The sequence below is a fragment of the Gordonibacter sp. An230 genome (assembly GCF_002159915.1).
In the GTDB taxonomy this organism is placed as follows: Bacteria; Actinomycetota; Coriobacteriia; order Coriobacteriales; family Eggerthellaceae; genus Rubneribacter.
This window is the reverse complement of the sequence record NZ_NFJP01000030.1, coordinates 24,632-43,357: the sequence shown is the minus strand read 5'-3', so window position 1 is coordinate 43,357 and position 18,726 is coordinate 24,632. Positions and strand designations below refer to the sequence as shown.

Sequence of the window (18,726 nt, the reverse complement as noted above, 5' to 3'; positions counted from 1 at the left end):
CCACCTCGGCGGCGAGCGCCGTCATGTCCTCGCGGCGGCGCCGATACACCACCGACACCTCTTCCGCCCCCGCGCGCCCCGCCGTGCGGGCGCAGTCCCTGGCCACGTTGCCGCCGCCCCCCACAGCCCCGCGACAGCCCCCTCACGGTTCGGAGCGCAGTGCTCGCGCCGCACGAAGGTGCGCTACCATTGCAATTCCCTGCGAAGCCTCTGCGAGAAAGGATCGTCCATGCGCGACCAAAGCGTTGAAGCCCTTGCCGGTTCCCCGTTCGATGAGGCCCCGGCCACCGGATTCGCACCGACCGACGCCTCGCCGGAAGAGCCCAAACCTTCCAATGCGGACGACTTGCACACGATTTACCTGGCCGGAGGCTGCTTCTGGGGACTCGAGGCGTTCCTCAAGCGCCTGCCGGGCGTTCGCGCCACGACAGCCGGCTACGCGAACGGCTCCACCGACCGCCCCAGCTACGAGGACGTATGCCGAAGAGGCACAGGGCATGCCGAAACGGTGGCCGTCGCTTACGACCGCCGCGTGCTGCCCACGCGCACGCTGCTCGAGGCTTTCTTCGAGGCCATCGACCCAACGAGCGAAAACCGCCAGGGAAACGACGTAGGTACGCAGTACCGCACGGGCATCTACTGGACCGACGATGCCGACCGTCCCGTCGCGCAGGCAGCGCTCTTTCGCGAGCAGGCGCGACACGACAAGCCGATCGCCGTAGAAGCGGGACCCCTCGAGGGCTTTTGGCCCGCCGAGGACTACCACCAGGACTACCTGGCGAAGAACCCAGGCGGGTACTGCCATGTCAACCTGCGCAAGGCTGACGAATTCGTCCGCAGCAAGGGTCTTTCGGAGGATCGCGCGCACGATGGCGAGGACGGTCCGCGCGCGCCGACCTCGCCGTCGTGCGGACCCCGCGCCAAAACCCTCGCACCCGGCAACACGCGCGAAGAGGCCGCCGCGCGCATTCGCGCAGTCGGCTACTCCGCGCCCTCCGACGAGGCCCTGCGCCGCGCGCTCACCGACGAGCAGTACTGCGTTGTGCGTGAAAACGCCACCGAAGCCCCTTTCCGCAACGCCTACGACAAAATGTTCGAACCGGGCGTGTACGTGGACGTGACGAGCGGCGAGCCTTTGTTCGCAAGCACCGACAAGTTCGACTCGGGCTGCGGATGGCCGGCGTTCTCGCGCCCCATCGTCCCCGACGTCGTTACCTGGCGTCCCGACCGCAGCCACGGCATGCGCCGCACCGAGGTGCGCAGCCGCGCGGGCGACGCCCATCTCGGCCACGTGTTCGACGACGGCCCTGCCGAGGCGGGCGGGATGCGCTACTGCATCAACAGCGCGGCGTTGCGCTTCGTCCCGCTCGAGCGCATGGAAGAGGAGGGCTACGGCTACCTCACGCCGCTCGTACGGGCGTGAAAGGCAAGCGCCGAGGGCCTCAAGGGGTCGAAGAATCCAGGGAGGTCGGAAGGCATGCGGCCCCGTCGCCCCCTGCGCGCCCCGTGCATCATGGCGGCCCCGCGCACCTCGTCCGCTAACCCGCCGAGCCTGCGCGCTTCGACAGCTTGGCCGATCCTGCGTTCGCCGCCAGCACCGCTCCGCGCGAAACCCGGACTCGCTAGCAGACCCCGTCTCCCACCGCCGCCCGCGCAGGCCCTTCCGCGCGCCTGGCGCGGCGACGACGGCGCAAAAGCGCCCCTGCGCACACGGAGAGGATAGCCTGCACCACGGTCACCGACAGCCAGATGCCGTCGACTCCGGCAAGGCGCGCGGCCCCGAACACCACGGCCACCACGAGCAACGCCTCCCCGTACACGATGGCACTCGAGGCCCGCGCGTCGTCCACCGCGTAAAAGTACGAGGTGGACGCATGGGTGAACCCGTAGAACACGTAGGCCGTGGAGAACAACGGCAAAGCCCACGCGATCACTCCCGCCGTCTCCTCGGACGCGCCGAACAGAAGTGGTATCCGATCGCGCAAAAGAAGCATCGCGACAAGGCCAAGCGCGCCCAAGCTGATGGTGATGAGATAGTTCGTGTTGCGTATGCGGCGCACGCCGTCGACGTCGCCCGCCCCGTAGCGCTTCGAGACGAGCGGCTGCGATCCGTCGCCGACCCCCTGGATGAGCATCTGGATGACGCAGGCCGTGTAGGACACCACGGCGTACGCCGCAAGCGCTGTCTCGCCACCGCACGCCGCCAGGTTCACGTTGATGGCCACCACCGTGGCCTCGGGCAGAAGCGTCAGACCAAACGGCGCCATGCCCAGTTTGAGCGCATGGAGCGCGATATGGCCGTCAATGCGCAGATCGCCGCGCGCGATGCGGTTGTCCTTGCGCAGGAAGAACGCACCCACGAGCAGGAACGAGGATGCCTGCGCCGTCGCCGTGGCCAAAGCCGCGCCCGCCGTTCCCCACCCCATGAGGATGACGAACACGAAGTCGAGCGCAACGTTCATAAGGCCTGCGAGCACCTGCACGCCCATGGCGTAAGCCACCTTGCCCTGGTTGCGGATGAGCGGCATGGAGCCGGTGACGAGGATCTGGAACGGCACGCCCCACGCGATGACCGACAGGTACGCCGCCGCCTGCGAGAGTGTCTCACCGCGGCCGCCGAGCAGCTGGCAGATGGGTTCGGCGAACAGCAGCAACGTCACCATGATGGGCGCGGACGCCAACACGAGCATGAGAAACGTCGTGCCCACGGCACGATGCGCCTTCGCCTCGTCGCCCGCCCCCTTCGCGATGGACGAGATGACGCCGCCACCCATGCCGATGCCCGTGCCCACCGCCATGATGAGGGCCACGAGCGGAAAGGCCACGTTGATGCCGGCCAGCCCCGCATCGCCCACGGCATGCCCCACGAACACGCCGTCAACGATGCTGTAGACGCTCGCGAGCGTGAACGTGATCATGGTGGGAACGATGTACTTGAGGTATTCGCGCACCATGTCCTTCGTGATCATAGCTACTCCACCTTGCCTTGCTTGCTTTGTCGTTTTCCAGATGGTATTCTCAACCTTAAAGCGGCTTTAAGGTAAAGGAAAACGCCAAAGGTTTCGCGGAATCTTCAAATCCCCCGGCAGTTCAGCGGGGCGAATGGGTGCGCAACATCGAAAGCGACACGACACGGACGGCATTGACGAGCCTGAAGCGCTGCCCGAAGAGGTCGAATGAAGACGGCGAGTCCGCCCGTGCCGCCCGGCGGCGCTCAAGGCTCTCGTGGAACGGCACAAGCCGCTCAACAGCGTGCGCGCTCCCGACGCGGACAGCGCGCGCAAGACCGGAGGCGAGGAGCCGTCGCGCGACGCGAGTAGCCGATGCCGCCCGCCAGCAGCGCCGCGACGGCTCCCCGACCGCGCGCCAAAGCGCGCGAACGACGCCCCCCCAACGCAGACGGCTGCCAAGAGAGGAACCAACCATGGACGAACCGAGGCTCTACGACATCAAAGACGCTGCACGCTATCTGGAAGTGGCTCCGTCCACGCTTCGCTACTGGGAGAGCCAAGGGCTCGTGCGCGCGCGGCGCAACCGCGGCAACGACTACCGGCAGTACTCGCTGCACGACCTCATCGAAGCGAGCGAGATCGCCTTCTATCGAAAGCTCGGCGTGCCGGTTAAGGAGCTCGAGGGCTACCGCGCGCTCTCGGCCCGCGGTTTGGACGAGGCGCTCGCACGAACCGAAAGCGACATCGAGCACCGCATCGCCCAGCTCGAAGGCACCCGCGCCCGTCTCTCTCGTCAGCGGGCCCTCAACGCCGAGGCGGCGCGCCTCGCCCGCCAGGGAATGCGCGCCAAAGCGCCCGCCATCGTCCGGCTCGAGGCCATCGACTACAACGACGCAGGCCCGTGGCGACTGCTGGTGGAGGAGCCTTGGCGCTACGGGGTGCTTGTGGACGCCGCGCATCCGGACGAGGTGCTCGAAGCAGTGGCCGACGAGGAGAACGGAGATCGAGCCGGGACGCGCGCAAGGGACGGCGAGGCGGAAGCGCTATGGCTCCGCTCTCCCGCCCATACGGCGCGCACCTGTCGCGAATGCCTGCTCAAAGTAGCTCCCGCCTCGGGAGAGAGCAACGTGCGCGAGCTGCTCTCCGAAGCACGCGAAGAGGGCATCGACCCCGTCCTCGTCGTGGGCAGCTATCTGCTCACCGCCACGGACGACGCAGGCCGCTGGGACCTCCACCGCGCCTGGGTCGTTGGAGACCCTTCGGCATGAAGCGGACAGCGCGGCGGAGGGGACCGTCGGCAGATCGCCGACGAAAGGATGCCCGTCGGCCGGATGCGCGGGGAGCTGCGCCATCCAAGCCCTCGCCGCCCTGGCCGACGGCTCGCCAAGGCCGCTCGCGCCTGAGCGCGCAGCCTCGCAAAAGACGCCTCAGCCCGCAACTCCAACCAGCCGCCTCGCCATCTCGCGTCGCCCACTCGAACGCACCGCGCCCTCTTCAGGCGCAGGGGTTTGACGCTGCCAGAGGAAGCTCCGTCGAACCGGCCTCGACGACGTCGTCGAGACGGCGCTCGAGCGCCCGGGAGTCGCCAAACCGCGACCGGAAGCTTCCAAACCCCGAAGGCACTCAAGTCGTCGCCCATTCCACCGGCCTGGACCCCTGTGCGATAACCCGAGCCCTAAGGGACCGAACTTCGCCCCAGAGCTCGGTCTCGAAACGGCAGTTCAACACGCACGACGGCCGTTCGAGGCCCGGCCTCGTCGGCAAGAGCCCCGCGGCGCCATCCGACAAGACGCGAGGAGGGCGACTCGACGGAAACGCCGCCGATACGCGAAAGGCCCCCGACCGGATCGGTCAGGGGCCTTGGCGCGGCGCGATGCGACAAGCGAACGCGCTTCTCTCGCAATGGCTAGTCGAGCATCGAGAGGATGGCGTGCTTGGGCTGCACGCCCACGGCCTGATTCTTAACCTGGCCGTTCTCGAACACCATGAGCGTAGGCACGCTCATGACCCCGTAGCGTTGGGCGATGTCGGGGCTTTGGTCGATGTCGAGCTTGCATACGACGGCCTTGCCGGCCGTTTCTTCCGCCACTTCGTCGAGCGTCGGCGCGAGCATCTTGCACGGCCCGCACCATGTGGCGAAAAAGTCCACGAGCACAGGGCCCTGCGCATCGAGCACCTTGGACTGGAAATCGGAAGACGATACGATCTCGCTCATAAGAGCCTCCTTTTTTTCTCGGTTCGCGACCGCATGCGCGGCCGATCCGCGGCGGCCTGACGGCCGCCGCCCTCCGCCGCGCAGCCGACGCGCGGCATTTCCGGGTTCCTCTGCATTGTACACGCAGAGCACGCATCGCGCACTCAAATGTCACCATACGGGATATGATTGTTGAGCCTCGCGGCGTTTTCGACCGGCGAACGGCCCGAAGGATGGTCATCCTCCACCGACGCTCCACAAACCCCGCCACGCGCGCTGAGCTATAATGGCCGGGAACCATCGAAAGGAAGCTCAATGAGCACATCGTCCGACCGCCAGCGAATCTTCCGCACCTCTCCCGCGTCCCTTCACGAGCCCGCATGGCGTGGGCACGCCGCCACGGATGCAAACCTCGTTCTGGAAGGCGGCGCGATGCGCGGGCAGTTCACCGCCGGCGTGCTCGACTTCTTCATGGATCAGAAGCTGTTCTGCAAGCGCGTCATCGGCGTGAGCGCGGGGGCGCTTTGCGGCTACAACTACGTGGCAGGCGAGGACGGCCGCACATGCTACCTCAACACGAAATACTGCACCGACTGGCGCTACTTGTCCCTTAAAAGCTTCGTGCGCACGGGCAACGCCTGCGGTCGCGAGTTCGCTTTCGACGAGATTCCCAATCGCCTCGAGCCGTTCAACTACGCGGCGTTCGACGAGTCGCCCATGAGGCTGATCACCGTGTCGAGCAACCTCATCACCGGAGAAGCCGACTACCACGAGCTCTCCGACGCGCGGGCCGACCTGCCCTACCTCATCGCATCGTCATCCATGCCGCTCGTCAGCCAGATCGTCGACGTGGACGGCAAGCTTCTGCTCGACGGCGGCACCTGCGACAGCGTGCCCATCGTGCACTCGCTGCTCACAGGCGCGAAAAAGCACGTTGTCGTGCTCACCCAGGCAGCCGACTATGTAAAGGGCCCTGACAAGATGCTCGCGCTCGAACGGCAGCGCTACGGACTCTACCCGTACTATCTCGAAAGGCTCCAACACCGTCACTACGAATACAACCGCACCTACCGCATGCTCGCGCGGATGCACGAAGCAGGCGAGGCATTCGTCATCCGCCCGCCCGAACCCGTCACCGTCTCGAGCATGGAGCGCGACTCCGAGAAGCTGTTCGCGCTCTACGAGCAGGGGTATGCCGAAGCCGCGCGCACCTGGTCAGCCCTCTGCTCCTACCTCGAGCGTTAGGCAGCACAGTAGGGGATGCTTGCGCCCGCGTTGGCTCGACGCAACGCAGGCGCAAGGCGCATGCGCGCTTGCCCGCGATGACGGGACAGAGCGCGACCGTCCGACTCCTTACGCCTGCTCGAGCGCAACGGCGGTTCCGGAGGCGGTGACCATGAGCATATTGCCCTGACCGAGCACTTCGTAGTCCAAGTCCACGCCCACCACGGCGTGCGCGCCCATGGCGGCGGCGCGCTGCTCGAGCTCGGCGAGCGCCTCGGTGCGCGCCTGCATGAGCTCCTCCTCGTACCCCTGACTGCGGCCGCCCACGATGTTGCGGATGCCCGCGCCGAAATCGCGCAGGAAATTGATGCCGGTGATCACTTCGCCGAACACGATGCCGTAATAGCCGCTTATGCGGTAGCCGTCGACGAAGTTCGTGGTGGTGACAATCATAGAACCGCTCCTTCCCAAGAAAATGCCCTCCCAAAAGCATACCATGGCCGCCCGCCGAACCACGCCGTCCAAGGGAAATCACCTCACAGAAGCCCCATTCCAGACGAAGCCCTCCGCAGCGCGATTCGCGGCTGCGCGACCCGTCGGCCACCCCCCCTGCGAAACGTCGATGCCCCTCCGTCTGGATCGCGCAGCAGCGCAAAACCCCTCCGAATAGCACGTTTTTTCGCTTTTGGGAACAATGAGCGAAGCAAGGGTGTCGCCATCTGGGGCTCTCTCGTTAAAGCATCGGAGAAGACCGGGGATGGTGGGGAATCGCGCGCAAAATCGAAAAAAGATGCGCGTCCGGCGCGCGTCCCCACGCTCGAAAGGAACGGTCGGGCGCGAGGGCATGATCCCAGACGGGATGGCCATCCGACCCGAACCCGCGCGGTCGGAAGGACGGAGCAGCGACCCCCCCCCCCAAGAACGCCCGAGGCGACACCGTGCCATCGCCTCCTGCGAAGCAGCGCAGGCAGGATCGTCCTCGGCAGGCTTTCGAGCACCAGGCGCAGGAAGCGCAATTCCGAGGAACGCGGACCGCCCGGGCAGAAGGGCGCCCGGACGCACAGCAGCCCGGACGGTCCCCGCCATTCCCGACGAAGCCCTCTCGGCACCACAGCCTCGCAGCCCCCTCGTTCACGCCTTTCCCGAAGCCCTTCCCTCGCAACCCACATCGGCTCCGCAAGCTCGTCGCCTCCCGCATGCGGGAACGCATCCCTTTCCCCACGTGCGAAAACTGTGGGACGCGCTTTGCGCAAACGACGAAGGTGTAGAATAGGGCACCGCCCATCAGCACGAACGTACAAACAGCATCGAAAGGCGCAGACTTCCATGACCGTCGACCTCGTCTCGCTCGCCATCATCGCGCTCATCGCGGCGGCAAGCCCCATCGTCGCGAAGATCGTCCCCAACAAGCTCGTTCCCGAGACGGTGTTCCTGCTCATCGCCGGCGCGCTGCTCGGCCCGAACGTGCTCGGCCTCATCGAGGTCACCGATGCGGTGGCTCTTCTGTCCGATCTGGGTCTGGGATTCTTGTTCCTGCTGGCCGGTTACGAGATCAACCCGAAAAGCCTCACAGGCGGCCAAGGCAAGCGCGGTCTTGTTACCTGGATCGCGTCCATCGCGCTGGCCTTCGGCGTCGTCATCGCAGCCGGACTCATGAAGACAAACGAGCTGGAGGCCATGGCCGTGGCCATCGCGCTCACCACAACGGCTCTCGGCACGCTCATGCCCATCATGAAGGAGCGGGGGCTCATGGGAACCCGCGTGGGCGAGTCCATCCTCGCATACGGCACCTGGGGAGAGCTGTGCCCGGTGCTCGCCATGGCGCTTCTGCTGTCGACGCGCGCCGAGTGGCAGACCGCGCTCATCCTTTTGGCGTTCGTCGCCATCGCCGTGATCGCCGCCGTCGTGCCTGCCAAGGCGAAGAAGGCGGGGCACCGGCTGTTTCGCTTTCTCTCGGAGAACGCCGACGGCACATCGCAGACCATGATGCGCATGGTGGTGCTTTTGCTCGTGGGCCTCGTTGCCGTGTCGGCCGTCTTCGACCTCGACATCGTGCTGGGCGCCTTCGCCGCGGGCTTCGTGCTGCGCTACATCATCCCCGAAGGCGACCGCTCTCTCGAGCACAAGCTTGAAGGAACGGCCTACGGATTTCTCATTCCCGTGTTCTTCGCAGTCTCCGGAGCGAAGATCGACCTTTCGGCCGTGTTCGCCCAACCGGCGCTGCTTGTCGGGTTCATCGTGCTTCTGCTAATCATCCGCGCAGCTCCCATCTTCGTCGCTCTGTCCACCGCGAAGGGTACGCGCGACATATCCACGCACAATCGTCTGACCGTGGCGCTGTACTGCACGACGGCGCTGCCCATCATCGTGGCAGTGACCTCGGTTGCCGTGGGAGCGGACGCCATGCTGCAGGAGACGGCGAGCGTGCTCGTGGCGGCGGGCGCAATCACCGTGTTCCTCATGCCGCTTCTGGGCATGCTCACCTACCGCGTTGCCGACGCGAAGCCCATCGAGGCGGTGCGCGAGATCGCGCACAACCCGCGCGACATCGGCGACATCCTGCGCGAGCACTGGGAGCTGGAGCGCATGCTCGCGCGCGAAGAGGAGCTCGAACGACGCTTGCGGAAAGGCGCTGGATGCGACCACCCGGATGCGGAAGGGGGCGTCGGCGGTTCAAGCTGGCAAGACCGCGCCGCGCTGCTGCAGCGCCGCGGCGCCCGCAGGCGCGCCATCGACGAAGCGCTCGACTTGGCCGCGCAGGAGATGGCCCGCCACGATCTCGCCGTTGATGCCGATCCGGACGGCGACGGCCCGCGACATGCGGTCGGCTCCCCATCGCTCGATGAGCGCCGGCGGCGCATCGCGCGGCTTGTCGCGCACGAGCATCGGCGACGCCTGATCGAGCGAGGACGCCTCATCGAGCAGGCGCTCCTGGTGCAAAGGGACGAAGACGCCCGCGATGGTGAAAAGACCGACGAACGCGACTGAGGCGGACGAAGCTTCGACCTGGTCGATCCTCATGCGCCACCACCGCACTTGCGAAGGGGGCGAAAACCGACGAGCTTCGGAAGGGACGACCGCCCATAACTCGTCGACAGCCGCAACGATTTCGCAAGCGTTCACGCGCCGGAAGGCCCGAACCCCTTTTCGACCGCGCAAAGGCAGCCCGGAACGGCGCAGATCGCGTCCTGTGCGTAGGTTTGTCCGCATTTTCTGCTCGCGAGACCGAGCAACGAAGCGTAATCCCAGGTCTTGCTCGTTCTCCTGCGCTTTGCGCTGCGAAAATCCATACATAAAACGAGATCTGCGCCACTTTAGCCTCCCGCTCGCGTCAAATCGCCGTCGCACGGTCAGCTCATCTTCGCAAGGCCCTGATCGCCCTCCCGCATGACCCTGCCCTTGCTTCGAAGGGACAGGGTCATCTCCCCGCCCCTTCAAGCTAAACGGAGAAAGCTCCTTCCTGAACGATACGGAAATGGGATGGCCGCGCGACCTTTCCTCGATGCGAACGAGGACCTCTCTTTTTCGAACCGAGCTGGCACAGACCGGCTCGCCGACGCCACAACGGACCTCCTCGCCTTCCCCAAGTCCGCTCAGGAGAGCACCTTGTCGAGAAGATCCTGCTTGCCACGAACGCCCATCTTGGCGTAGATGCGACGCACGTGGCTCTTCACCGTGTTGAGGGACACTGTCAACTCGTCGGCGGCCTCGGCGAACGTGCGGCCCTCCATGAGCAGGCGCAGCACGTCCTCCTCGCGGCGCGTCAGGTCGTAGGCGCGCGCGAGGCGGGCGCACGTGGCATCGGGGCCGGTGCCCCACTCCTGCGCGGCAGGGGGCTCGACGGGACGGGCGGCCGGGCGGTGAAGCTGCAGGTAGGCCACCGCGGCGGCCATGTCGCGGTTGCGCCAGCGGCGTTCGAGCAGCGCGCACAGCGGGAACGTGAGAAGGCACGCCGCTGCCGCGAACGCCGCTGCCGCCCACGTGCCCTGGGCATCGCGCGCCGCGAGCGACCCGACGACGGTGACGCCGAAGGAGGCCGCCCATACGCCCGCGGCCCGGTACGCCGCCCGGTCGGCCCGCACGCGAAAGAACGCGCGGACGATCGCCGCGCAGAACGCAGCGAACTCGACGCAGACCAGCGCCAGCACCGCAACCGTCGACCAGGACACCATCGCGCTCCCCCTTCCCGCATCGCTGCGCCTCGCTTTCGCGTACAGCATAGCGCAACCCGCCCGCCGAGCCGCAGCAGAACCGGTGATGAAAAACTTCATCATTGCCGACGAACGGCAGGTCATGCTAGGTTGGACGCGGAAAGTCACGGCGAAGGAGCACCCCCATGAGCGCAGCACGCAGCAGAATCGCACGGACCCTCGTCGGCGTCGCCTGCATCGCGGCGGCGGCCTGCGCCCTCGTCTGGTTCGGCTTCCAGTTCGCCCCCGGCGAGCCCCGCGTGCGGACGGCGAAACCGGACTCGCTGCACTCGTCGATCAGCGCCGCCGGCAACCCCGCCTACGAAGCCGAGCGCATCGTGGACGTCCCGTTCGGGCAAGCCTATCGAACCGAAAGCCTGACCCGAGGGAAATGGTTCAGCACGAGCGAGGAGGAACGCGCGACGTGGAGCGACGAGGAGCGCGAGCGCCGTTTGAGCGAATTCAACTACATCGAAGATTCGGACGGGGTCGAGGTCGTCCCCGTCGGCATGAAGGCCGTGACCTTGGACGCGTTCGCCGAATGGTATCCGCACTACGCTCTGACGACCGGGTACGCGCAGGCTCGCGAGCACGAATGCAAGATCGTGCTCGTCGACGTCACCGTGACGAACACCATGGACTACGCGCAGAACCTTCCCGTGATGCTGCTGTGGAGCGAAGACTTCAACGGGGCGAACGACATGCTCGACAACGGCGGAGGCGGCGATTCGGGCGGTTACCTGCTGGGAGAGCTGTACGGCGTCCCTTCCGATCGCGGGCTCGTCCAGAACACCCTCCCCGACGATTGGAACGTGCTCCAGCCAGGCGAGACGCACGCCTTCACACTGCCGTTCCTCGTGTACGCGAGCACGTTTCGCGATCGGTCGGCCTACGACGACATCGACCCGTCCCGCTTCTGCCTCGCGCTGGCCGACTACGACCCGCCGACCATCTACCGCCTCTGGCTGGGGTGACCACTCGCGCACCGCGCGCTCGCGCTCCAGGCGGCCCGTCTTACGCGCGATGCGGACGATACCGAACCCCACGAGCGCGACGAACGCGAGCCACACGAAAGCGAACGGCAGCATGTCCTGCAGGTACTCGCGCATATGGAACAGAGCCTCCAAGCCCGCAAGCTGCAGGACGAGCGCGGAGAGCAACAGCGCGTCGATGCGCCTGAGGCGCTTGATCTTGGAGTCGATGTCGGAGAACAGGTCGAACGGCGCGCCGTCGCAGCGTCGGCGCAGGTAGGCCTAGCGGCCGAACATGCCGACGCACTCGATGCCCATTTCCTCCAGGAAGCCCAGGTAGCGGCGGCTCTCCGCAGCGCACGCCATGTTCTCGAGCAGCTCGAGCCGGTACTCGTAGGCTCCCGGTTCGCACTCCTCGAACACATAGCGGATCGACGGCGTCCACGAGCGCAAGACCGTGCGCGGCCTGCTCGTTCAGCCACGCCTCCTCCTTGTCGAAGTTCCACGTCTAGAACGGCCGGCACCTCGCGTGCCTCATCGCGACCACTCCCCTGCTACCTGCTCGCCGTTGCCCACCAGCTCGCACAAGCGCGCCAGCTCGCTGCGCACCGCGTCGCGACCGGCATCCGTCAGCCGATACCCCTTCTTCCTCCCTGCTCCCCCGCCGGGCGTCGGCCCGATCCAGCGCCTCTTCTGCAACGTGTCGAGCACGCCGCACAGCGTGCTGACCGCCAGGCGCACGCGGCCTCCGCTCAGCCGCTCCACGCATCGCATGATGCCGTAGCCGTGCAGCAGCTCGTCGAGCGAGAGCGGGATGTAGAACACCGCCTCGGTCAGCGCGATCGATTCCGTTCCCATGCGTGCCCTCCTGTATACCGATCTCCGTTATATCGTCTTCCGATATAACGGAGATCGAAAGACGATATAACATGCAAGCGCGAAAAAGCCCCGGCGAGCGCGCCGGGGCTTCGTGGAATCGTACGGATATTTCACGTGAAACATCGCATCGGACGCGTTCGTCGCGCGGCCGCCGTCCTACAGCGCCGCTTCGCGCAGCTTCTCCTCCAGCTGCTCGACCGGCCACGCGCCGAGGTCGCCTTCGTGGCGCTCGCGCACGCTGACGGTGCCGCCGGCGATCTCCTTGTCGCCGATCACGGCCATGTACGGGATCTTCTGGCTTTGCGCCTTCGCGATCTTCACGCGCATGGGCTCGTTCTGGTCGTACACCTCGACGCGGCCGCCCGCTGCCTTGAGCCGCTTCGCCAGCTCGGCCGCCGCGTCGTTGTGGCGGTCGGCCAGCGGCAGCACGGCAACCTGCACGGGGGCCAGCCACAGCGGCAGCGCGCCGGCGTAGTGCTCGATCAGAATCCCCAAGAAGCGCTCGATGGAGCCGAAGATGGCACGATGGAGCATCCAGGGGCGCTCCTCGGTGTTGTCCTCGGTGCGGTAGGTCAGCTCGAAGCGCTCGGGCATGTTGAAGTCCACCTGCACGGTGGAGCACTGCCAGGTGCGGCCGATGGCGTCCTTCACCTTGATGTCGATCTTCGGGCCGTAGAACGCGCCGTCGCCCTCGTTGATCTCGTAGGCGAGGCCATGGCGCTCGCAAGCCTCCTCGAGGGAGCTCGTGGCATGCTCCCACATCTCGTCGGTGCCGATGGACTTCTCGGGGCGCGTGGATATCTCGGCCTCGTATTCGAACCCGAACGTGGTCATGATGTGGTCCACGAGGTCGAGGATGGCCACCACCTCGTCGACGACCTGGTCTTTCGTGCAAAACACGTGCGCGTCGTCCTGGGTGAAGCCGCGGGCGCGCAGAAGGCCGTGCACCACGCCCGACATCTCGTGGCGGTACACGGTGCCGAACTCGAAGTAGCGCAGCGGCAGGTCGCGGTAGGAATGCAGCTCGTTCTTGTACAGCATGACGTGGCCCGGGCAGTTCATGGGCTTCACGCCGTACTCGCTCATGCGCGGGTTCTCGTCGTCTCCCTCGTTGATCTCGAAGAAGTACATGTTCTCCTTGTAGAAGCCGTAGTGCCCCGAGGTCTTCCACACGTCGGCGTTGTAGATGTGCGGGGTGATGACCTCCTCGTAGCCGCGCTCGTACAAATCGCGGCGCAGCCACTCCTGCAGGGTGCGGATGACGCGCGCGCCCTTCGGCAGGTACATGGGCAGGCCCACGCCCGCCATGGGATCCATCATGTAGATGCCCAGCTCGCGGCCGAGCTTGCGGTGGTCGCGCTTCTCGGCCTCGGCCAGGTTGTGCAGGTGCTCCTCGAGCTCGGCCTTCTTGAAGAACGCGGTGCCGTAGATGCGGGTGAGCATCTCGCGCTCGGCGTCGCCGCGCCAGTACGCGCCGGCCAGCTTGGTCAGCTTGTACGCGCCCAGCTTGCCGGTGGAGGGCAGGTGCGGCCCGCGGCACAGGTCGGTGAACTTGCCGATGCGATACGTGGTGATGATCGCGTCCTCGGGAAGCTCGGCGATGAGCTCCAGCTTGAACGGCTGGTTCGCGAAGATCTCCTCGGCCTCGGCGCGCGTGACCACGCGACGCTCGAAGGGCTCGTCGGCCTTCGCGATCTCGGCCATGCGGGCCTCGATGGCGGCGAAGTCGTCGGGCGAGAGCGCGCGATCCAGCTTCACGTCGTAGTAGAAGCCGTCCTCGATGGCGGGGCCCACGCCGAACTGCACGTCGCCGTAGAGGTCGACGAGCGCGGCTGCCATGACGTGCGCGGTTGAGTGGCGCAGAAGCTCCAGGCCCTCGGGGCTCTTGGCGGTGACGATGGCCACGGAGTCGCCCTCGGCCACGGGCGCGGAGAGGTCGACCGGCCGGTCGTTCACGATGCCCGCGAGCGCGGCCTTCGCCAGGCCCGCGCCGATGGCGGCCGCCACGTCGGCGACAGTGGCGTTCTCGGGCACGTCCTTGGTCGAGCCGTCGGGAAGTACGATGTTCATGATGGTTCCTTTCTATGCCGGGTGCGCACAAAGCACCTGCATCGGACTATCTCGGGAGCATATCGCCTTCCGGGATCCGGAAGCTTTCGAGACGGCTTCAAGAACGCCAAGCTGAAGCTTCCGGAACCTTCAGCCGACCCTTTCCCTCGAAAACAGCCCTGGACCGGTACGACCAAGCCCCCGAACGCGCGGCCTTGGCTTAGTATGCCACGAACGACCGGAAGGTCCCTCGGGCACACGGTTTCAACAGACGCCGCAGAAAGCGCGCATGAAAAACCGCCCCGGAAAACGAGGCGGCTTCTTCGACAGCACAGGTTACTGGGCGGAAGGCTCTCCTTGCGAGGAGCGATTCCGGGCCTGCCTTTGCTGGGAAGCCGCTTGCTGCGGCTGCTTCGTTCGGGCGCGCGGAGTGTTGCGGCGTGCAGGAGCAGCACCGCCTACGGGCGTTGCGCAATAGGGGCACACGGTCCAAGTGGGATCAAGCGCATGGTTGCAGGTGCCGCAGAGATTCTTCAGACGTTGATGGCAATTCGGACAGAGCACGAAATCGGCTTCCACAGGATAGCCGCAGTTCGCGCACTCGCCGTATTTCATGAGCTCGCGCTGCTTGAGTGCGATCTCCAACTCCTGCTCGTCGCGGTCGATCTGCAACAGCGGCGGACGCAGCAGGCAATACGCGATCACGCCGAGCAACGGGACAAGCGCGACGACGGCCCATACATACCAGTAGGAACCGCGCAGATAGGCATCGCGGACCACCCAGACGATGGACAGCACGTACAGAATGACGAGCAGCACCACCACCACGGTGAACGCGGCTTGCAGCTCGGGCGTCCACAGCTGGGACAGCAGTTCAGTCATTTCAACCTCGTTTTCCTCGGTCGGCTCGAAGCCGGCGATCCCGCCATCCCGCGAAGGGCTCTGAAACCGCCGCCGTGCAGCATCGAAAACATCTGTAGCATGCACGCGATCAGTCATTATAGCAAAGAAGCCGCAACCTGCGCCCTTGTTCAGCCAATTTCCGCAACCGGTCGGAACGGCGGGAGGGCCGCTGCGGTCCCGCACGCCACCGCTTACGCTCATCCAAGACAATGATCATACCCGCACGGCATCGAGTCAAAGGTTCTTCATCGATTTTTGCCGCAGCATACACAGAAAGCCGTCCTAAAGACCGAGACCCATCGCGATCTGCGCCAGAGCGCGCAAAACAGCGAGGCATCGAAGCAAGCAGCCGGGTTCGCCACCGAATAGCCTCGCATAGCGGCCATCGTTATAGAGCATCTGCGGAAAGCAGCGTTTCCATCATCGCAACGCACCTGCGCGCCCGAAGGGAAACATCGGGCGCAGAAGGTCGATCACCGTGAGGAAAAGGCACCGCAGCTCGATCGGCGCGCAAAGCGAAGGATGTTGCGAGGCAACCGCGAAAAGCAGACGAAACCCCGTTGCAGCCAACGCGCGGAGCGAAGTGCGCTCCGCGCTGTTCAACGCAACCGCTACCCCAATTCCGCCAGCTGGGCCTCCACGCGGGCGAGCTTGTCGGCGAGCTCGGCGTGCTTGGCGCGGTCCTTCTCCACGATCTCGGGCGCGGCCTTGGCGAGGAAGCCGGGGTTGGAGAGCTTCTTCTCCAGCTTGCCCGCATCGGCGGCGAGCTTGGCCTGTTCCTTCGCAAGGCGCTCGCGCTCGGCGTCGAGGTCCACGAGGCCCGACAGCACCAGGTACACCTCCAGCCCCGCGCCCAGCACGGCGCTGGATTCGGCCGGCTTCTCCACCTGCGCGCCGATGACGAGCGACGCCGTGTTGCCCATGCCCTCGATGAGTCCCCGCTGGGCCTCGAGCAGTGCCGCGTCCGCCTCGTCGGCCTTCACGACCACGGCCAGCTCGGACTTCGGCGAGATGCCGTAGCGGGCGCGCGTGCTGCGGATGGCCGACACCGTCTCGCACACCATCTCGATGGCGCGCTCGGCCTCCGCATCCGCGTACTTCGCCAGCTCCTGCGCGTCCGGCCACGCGGCGCCGATGAGATACGGCGCGCCCTCGCGGTCGATGGGCAGCTGCTGGTAGATCTCCTCGGTCACGAACGGCATGATGGGATGCAAGAGGCGCAGCGCCTGGTCGAGCACGAACACGAGGTTGCGCTGGCACGCGGCGCGATCCTCCGGCGAGCCGGCGAGGCGCGCCTTCGAGAACTCGATGTACCAGTCGCAGAACTCGTTCCAGAAGAACGCGTAGAGCTCTCGGGTGACCTCGCCGAACTCGAACTTGGCGAACGCCTCGTCCACGCGCGCAACCAGCCCGGCCAGACGCGAGAAGATCCAACGGTCCACCGGCGTGACGGGCTCGGGCGCGCCCGGCTCGTAGTCGTCGAGGTTCATCAACACGAAGCGCGCGGCGTTGCGGATCTTGTTCGCGAAGTTGCGCGAGCTTTCCAGCTTCGCCTCGTTGAACTTGAGATCCTGCGCGCCCGTCACCTGCATGAGCAGGCCGAAGCGCATGCCGTCGGCGCCGTAGTCCTCCATGAGGCGCAGCGGGTCCACGCCGTTGCCGCGGCTCTTCGACATGGGCTTGCCGTCGGCCGCCATCACCGTGGGATGGATGATGACGTGCTCGAACGGGATGGTGTCGGTGCAGTACATGGACGCCATCACCATGCGCGCCACCCACAGCCCCATGATGTCGCGGGCCGTGGACAGCACCTGCGTGGGATACGCCTGCTTCATCTGCGGCGCGTCCATGCCCTCCTCGGTCCAGCCCATCGTGGCGAACGGCCACAGCTGCGACGAGAACCACGTGTCGAGCACGTCCTCGTCCTGGCGCACGGGCTTTCCGCACACGGGGCAGACCTCGACGTCCTCCACCGACGCGTCTTCCCAGCCGCATTCGTCGCAGTAGAACATGGGGATGCGATGGCCCCACCACAGCTGGCGCGAGATGCACCAGTCCTTGAGGTTTGCCAGCCAGTCGAGGTAGACCTGCTTCCAGCGCTCGGGATGGAACTGGATGGAGCCGTCCTCCACCACGCGCGACGCGTCCTGCTTGAGGCCGTCCACCGCCACGAACCACTGCTCGCTCTCCCAGGGCTCGAGCTTCGTGTGGCAGCGGTAGCACGTCATCACGCTGTGGTCGTGGTCTTCCACCTTGTCGAGCAGTCCCAGCTCGTCGAACGCGGCCACCACGGCCTCGCGCGCCTCGTCGCGGTCCATGCCGCTGAAACGCCCGTAGCCGTCCACCACGTGCGCCGTCTCGTCGAAGATGTTGATGCGCTCAAGGCCGTTACGCTCGCCCATGGCCCAGTCGTTCGGATCGTGCGCGGGCGTGGTCTTCACGCAGCCGGTGCCGAACTCCATGTCCACGTGCCAGTCGGCGAAGATGGGGATCTCGCGGTCCACGAGCGGCAGCTTGACCGTCTTGCCCACGAGGTGCTTGAAGCGCTCGTCCTTCGGGTTCACGGCAACGCCCGTGTCGCCGAGCATCGTCTCGGGACGGGTGGTGGCCACCACGAGGCACTCCAAGCCGTCCTCAGGCTCGGTGAGCGGGTAGCGCAGGTACCACAAGTGACCCTTCTCGTCCACGTACTCGGCCTCGTCGTCGGAGATGGACGTGGTGCAATGCGGGCACCAGTTCACGATGCGCTTGCCCTTGTAGATGAGGTCGTCGTGGTACCAGTCCACGAACAGCTTCCGCACGGCCTTCACGTACGCCGGCTCCAGCGTGAAGTGCTCGTCGGCGTAGTCGCACGAGCAGCCCATGCCCTTGATCTGGTTCACGATGGTGGCGCCGTACTCCTTGTACCAGTCGTAGCACGCCTCGATGAACGCCTCGCGTCCGATCTCCAAGCGGCTGATGCCCTGATCGGCCAGCTTCTTGTCCACCTTCGTCTGTGTGGAGATGCCGGCATGGTCGGTGCCGAGGATCCAGCGCGTGGGACGGCCCTGCATGCGGGCGCGGCGGATGCACGTGTCCTGGATGGTGTCGTTGAGGGCATGGCCCATGTGCAGCACGCCGGTGATGTTCGGCGGCGGGATGACGATGGTGTACGGCTGATCTTTGCACGCACCCCGGCCCGCGCCCAGCTCGGGCGTGCGCTGGAAGTAGCCCGCGTCCATCCACGCCTGGAAAAGCGGGCGCTCGTGGGCGGCGAAGTCGTAGTCGATCTTCTTGCCGCCGCTCTTGTCATTCGTGTTGTCGGCCATGGTCTGCTCTTTCGTCTCGATCCCTCGCGTCTCCCAAACCGAAAAGCGGGCGCGCCG

At 66.0% G+C, this 18,726-nt stretch carries 14 protein-coding genes; 5 read left to right on the top strand and 9 right to left on the bottom strand.

What is annotated here, in order from left to right:
* Positions 1 to 229: 229 nt before the first annotated feature.
* Positions 230 to 1,423, top strand: a complete 1,194-nt coding sequence (msrB, locus tag B5F40_RS13350; RefSeq protein ID WP_087194774.1) for a peptide-methionine (R)-S-oxide reductase MsrB — start codon at positions 230 to 232, stop codon at positions 1,421 to 1,423.
* A gap of 199 nt (positions 1,424 to 1,622) precedes the next feature.
* On the opposite strand, the gene B5F40_RS13345 is transcribed toward msrB, so the two are convergent.
* Positions 1,623 to 2,969, bottom strand: coding sequence for an MATE family efflux transporter (locus B5F40_RS13345; RefSeq protein ID WP_087194773.1), 1,347 nt, complete (start codon positions 2,967 to 2,969; stop codon positions 1,623 to 1,625).
* A 455-nt stretch (positions 2,970 to 3,424) separates the two neighbouring features.
* Between B5F40_RS13345 and B5F40_RS13340 the strand changes: the two genes are divergently transcribed.
* On the top strand, positions 3,425 to 4,219 hold the full coding sequence (locus B5F40_RS13340) for a MerR family transcriptional regulator (protein ID WP_087194772.1): 795 nt from the start codon (positions 3,425 to 3,427) through the stop codon (positions 4,217 to 4,219).
* Positions 4,220 to 4,857: 638 nt separating this feature from the next.
* On the opposite strand, the gene trxA is transcribed toward B5F40_RS13340, so the two are convergent.
* Positions 4,858 to 5,166, bottom strand: coding sequence for a thioredoxin (trxA, locus tag B5F40_RS13335; protein ID WP_087194771.1), 309 nt, complete (start codon positions 5,164 to 5,166; stop codon positions 4,858 to 4,860).
* Positions 5,167 to 5,460: 294 nt separating this feature from the next.
* Here trxA and B5F40_RS13330 point away from each other — a divergent pair, with 294 nt between their 5' ends.
* Positions 5,461 to 6,390, top strand: a complete 930-nt coding sequence (locus B5F40_RS13330) for a patatin-like phospholipase family protein (protein ID WP_087194770.1) — start codon at positions 5,461 to 5,463, stop codon at positions 6,388 to 6,390.
* Between the two features lie 108 nt (positions 6,391 to 6,498).
* On the opposite strand, the gene B5F40_RS13325 is transcribed toward B5F40_RS13330, so the two are convergent.
* Positions 6,499 to 6,822 (bottom strand): heavy metal-binding domain-containing protein, encoded by a 324-nt coding sequence (locus B5F40_RS13325; protein ID WP_087194769.1) that lies wholly within the window; start codon positions 6,820 to 6,822, stop codon positions 6,499 to 6,501.
* A gap of 873 nt (positions 6,823 to 7,695) precedes the next feature.
* Between B5F40_RS13325 and B5F40_RS13320 the strand changes: the two genes are divergently transcribed.
* Positions 7,696 to 9,357, top strand: a complete 1,662-nt coding sequence (locus B5F40_RS13320; protein ID WP_087194768.1) for a cation:proton antiporter — start codon at positions 7,696 to 7,698, stop codon at positions 9,355 to 9,357.
* A 605-nt stretch (positions 9,358 to 9,962) separates the two neighbouring features.
* Here B5F40_RS13320 and B5F40_RS13315 read toward each other — a convergent pair.
* Positions 9,963 to 10,541 carry a helix-turn-helix transcriptional regulator gene (locus B5F40_RS13315; RefSeq protein WP_087194767.1) on the bottom strand — a complete coding sequence of 193 codons (579 nt, stop codon included), beginning with the start codon at positions 10,539 to 10,541 and terminating at the stop codon, positions 9,963 to 9,965.
* Between the two features lie 164 nt (positions 10,542 to 10,705).
* Here B5F40_RS13315 and B5F40_RS13310 point away from each other — a divergent pair, with 164 nt between their 5' ends.
* Positions 10,706 to 11,533 (top strand): hypothetical protein, encoded by an 828-nt coding sequence (locus B5F40_RS13310; RefSeq protein ID WP_239443061.1) that lies wholly within the window; start codon positions 10,706 to 10,708, stop codon positions 11,531 to 11,533.
* Between the two features lie 279 nt (positions 11,534 to 11,812).
* Here B5F40_RS13310 and B5F40_RS16730 read toward each other — a convergent pair whose 3' ends face one another.
* The 5 genes from B5F40_RS16730 to B5F40_RS13280 form a co-directional block, all read right to left on the bottom strand.
* Entirely contained in the window at positions 11,813 to 11,983 is a 171-nt protein-coding gene (locus tag B5F40_RS16730; RefSeq protein WP_239443060.1) for a DUF2812 domain-containing protein, read from the bottom strand.
* Between the two features lie 81 nt (positions 11,984 to 12,064).
* A complete protein-coding gene (locus B5F40_RS13300; RefSeq protein ID WP_087194766.1) occupies positions 12,065 to 12,388 on the bottom strand; it encodes a PadR family transcriptional regulator in 324 nt (107 codons plus the stop codon).
* A 177-nt stretch (positions 12,389 to 12,565) separates the two neighbouring features.
* Positions 12,566 to 14,479: a threonine--tRNA ligase gene (gene thrS, locus B5F40_RS13295; RefSeq protein ID WP_087194765.1), complete on the bottom strand. Its 1,914-nt coding sequence runs from the start codon at positions 14,477 to 14,479 to the stop codon at positions 12,566 to 12,568.
* Positions 14,480 to 14,794: 315 nt separating this feature from the next.
* Positions 14,795 to 15,340, bottom strand: a complete 546-nt coding sequence (locus B5F40_RS13290) for a zinc ribbon domain-containing protein (protein WP_087194764.1) — start codon at positions 15,338 to 15,340, stop codon at positions 14,795 to 14,797.
* Positions 15,341 to 15,972: 632 nt separating this feature from the next.
* A complete protein-coding gene (locus B5F40_RS13280) occupies positions 15,973 to 18,669 on the bottom strand; it encodes a valine--tRNA ligase (RefSeq protein WP_087194762.1) in 2,697 nt (898 codons plus the stop codon).
* Between the last annotated feature and the right edge of the window lie 57 nt (positions 18,670 to 18,726).

Excerpts from the sequence above, each read along its gene's own strand:
- B5F40_RS13330 (WP_087194770.1), top strand. The coding sequence starts at position 5,461 with ATGAGCACATCGTCCGACCGCCAGCGAATCTTCCGCACCTCTCCCGCG.
- B5F40_RS13320 (WP_087194768.1), top strand. The coding sequence starts at position 7,696 with ATGACCGTCGACCTCGTCTCGCTCGCCATCATCGCGCTCATCGCGGCG.
- B5F40_RS13340 (WP_087194772.1), top strand. The coding sequence starts at position 3,425 with ATGGACGAACCGAGGCTCTACGACATCAAAGACGCTGCACGCTATCTG.
- B5F40_RS13300 (WP_087194766.1), bottom strand. The coding sequence starts at position 12,388 with ATGGGAACGGAATCGATCGCGCTGACCGAGGCGGTGTTCTACATCCCG.
- thrS (WP_087194765.1), bottom strand. The coding sequence starts at position 14,479 with ATGAACATCGTACTTCCCGACGGCTCGACCAAGGACGTGCCCGAGAAC.
- B5F40_RS13325 (WP_087194769.1), bottom strand. The coding sequence starts at position 6,822 with ATGATTGTCACCACCACGAACTTCGTCGACGGCTACCGCATAAGCGGC.
- B5F40_RS13315 (WP_087194767.1), bottom strand. The coding sequence starts at position 10,541 with ATGGTGTCCTGGTCGACGGTTGCGGTGCTGGCGCTGGTCTGCGTCGAG.
- B5F40_RS13280 (WP_087194762.1), bottom strand. The coding sequence starts at position 18,669 with ATGGCCGACAACACGAATGACAAGAGCGGCGGCAAGAAGATCGACTAC.
- B5F40_RS13345 (WP_087194773.1), bottom strand. The coding sequence starts at position 2,969 with ATGATCACGAAGGACATGGTGCGCGAATACCTCAAGTACATCGTTCCC.
- msrB (WP_087194774.1), top strand. The coding sequence starts at position 230 with ATGCGCGACCAAAGCGTTGAAGCCCTTGCCGGTTCCCCGTTCGATGAG.
- B5F40_RS13310 (WP_239443061.1), top strand. The coding sequence starts at position 10,706 with ATGAGCGCAGCACGCAGCAGAATCGCACGGACCCTCGTCGGCGTCGCC.
- B5F40_RS13290 (WP_087194764.1), bottom strand. The coding sequence starts at position 15,340 with ATGACTGAACTGCTGTCCCAGCTGTGGACGCCCGAGCTGCAAGCCGCG.
- trxA (WP_087194771.1), bottom strand. The coding sequence starts at position 5,166 with ATGAGCGAGATCGTATCGTCTTCCGATTTCCAGTCCAAGGTGCTCGAT.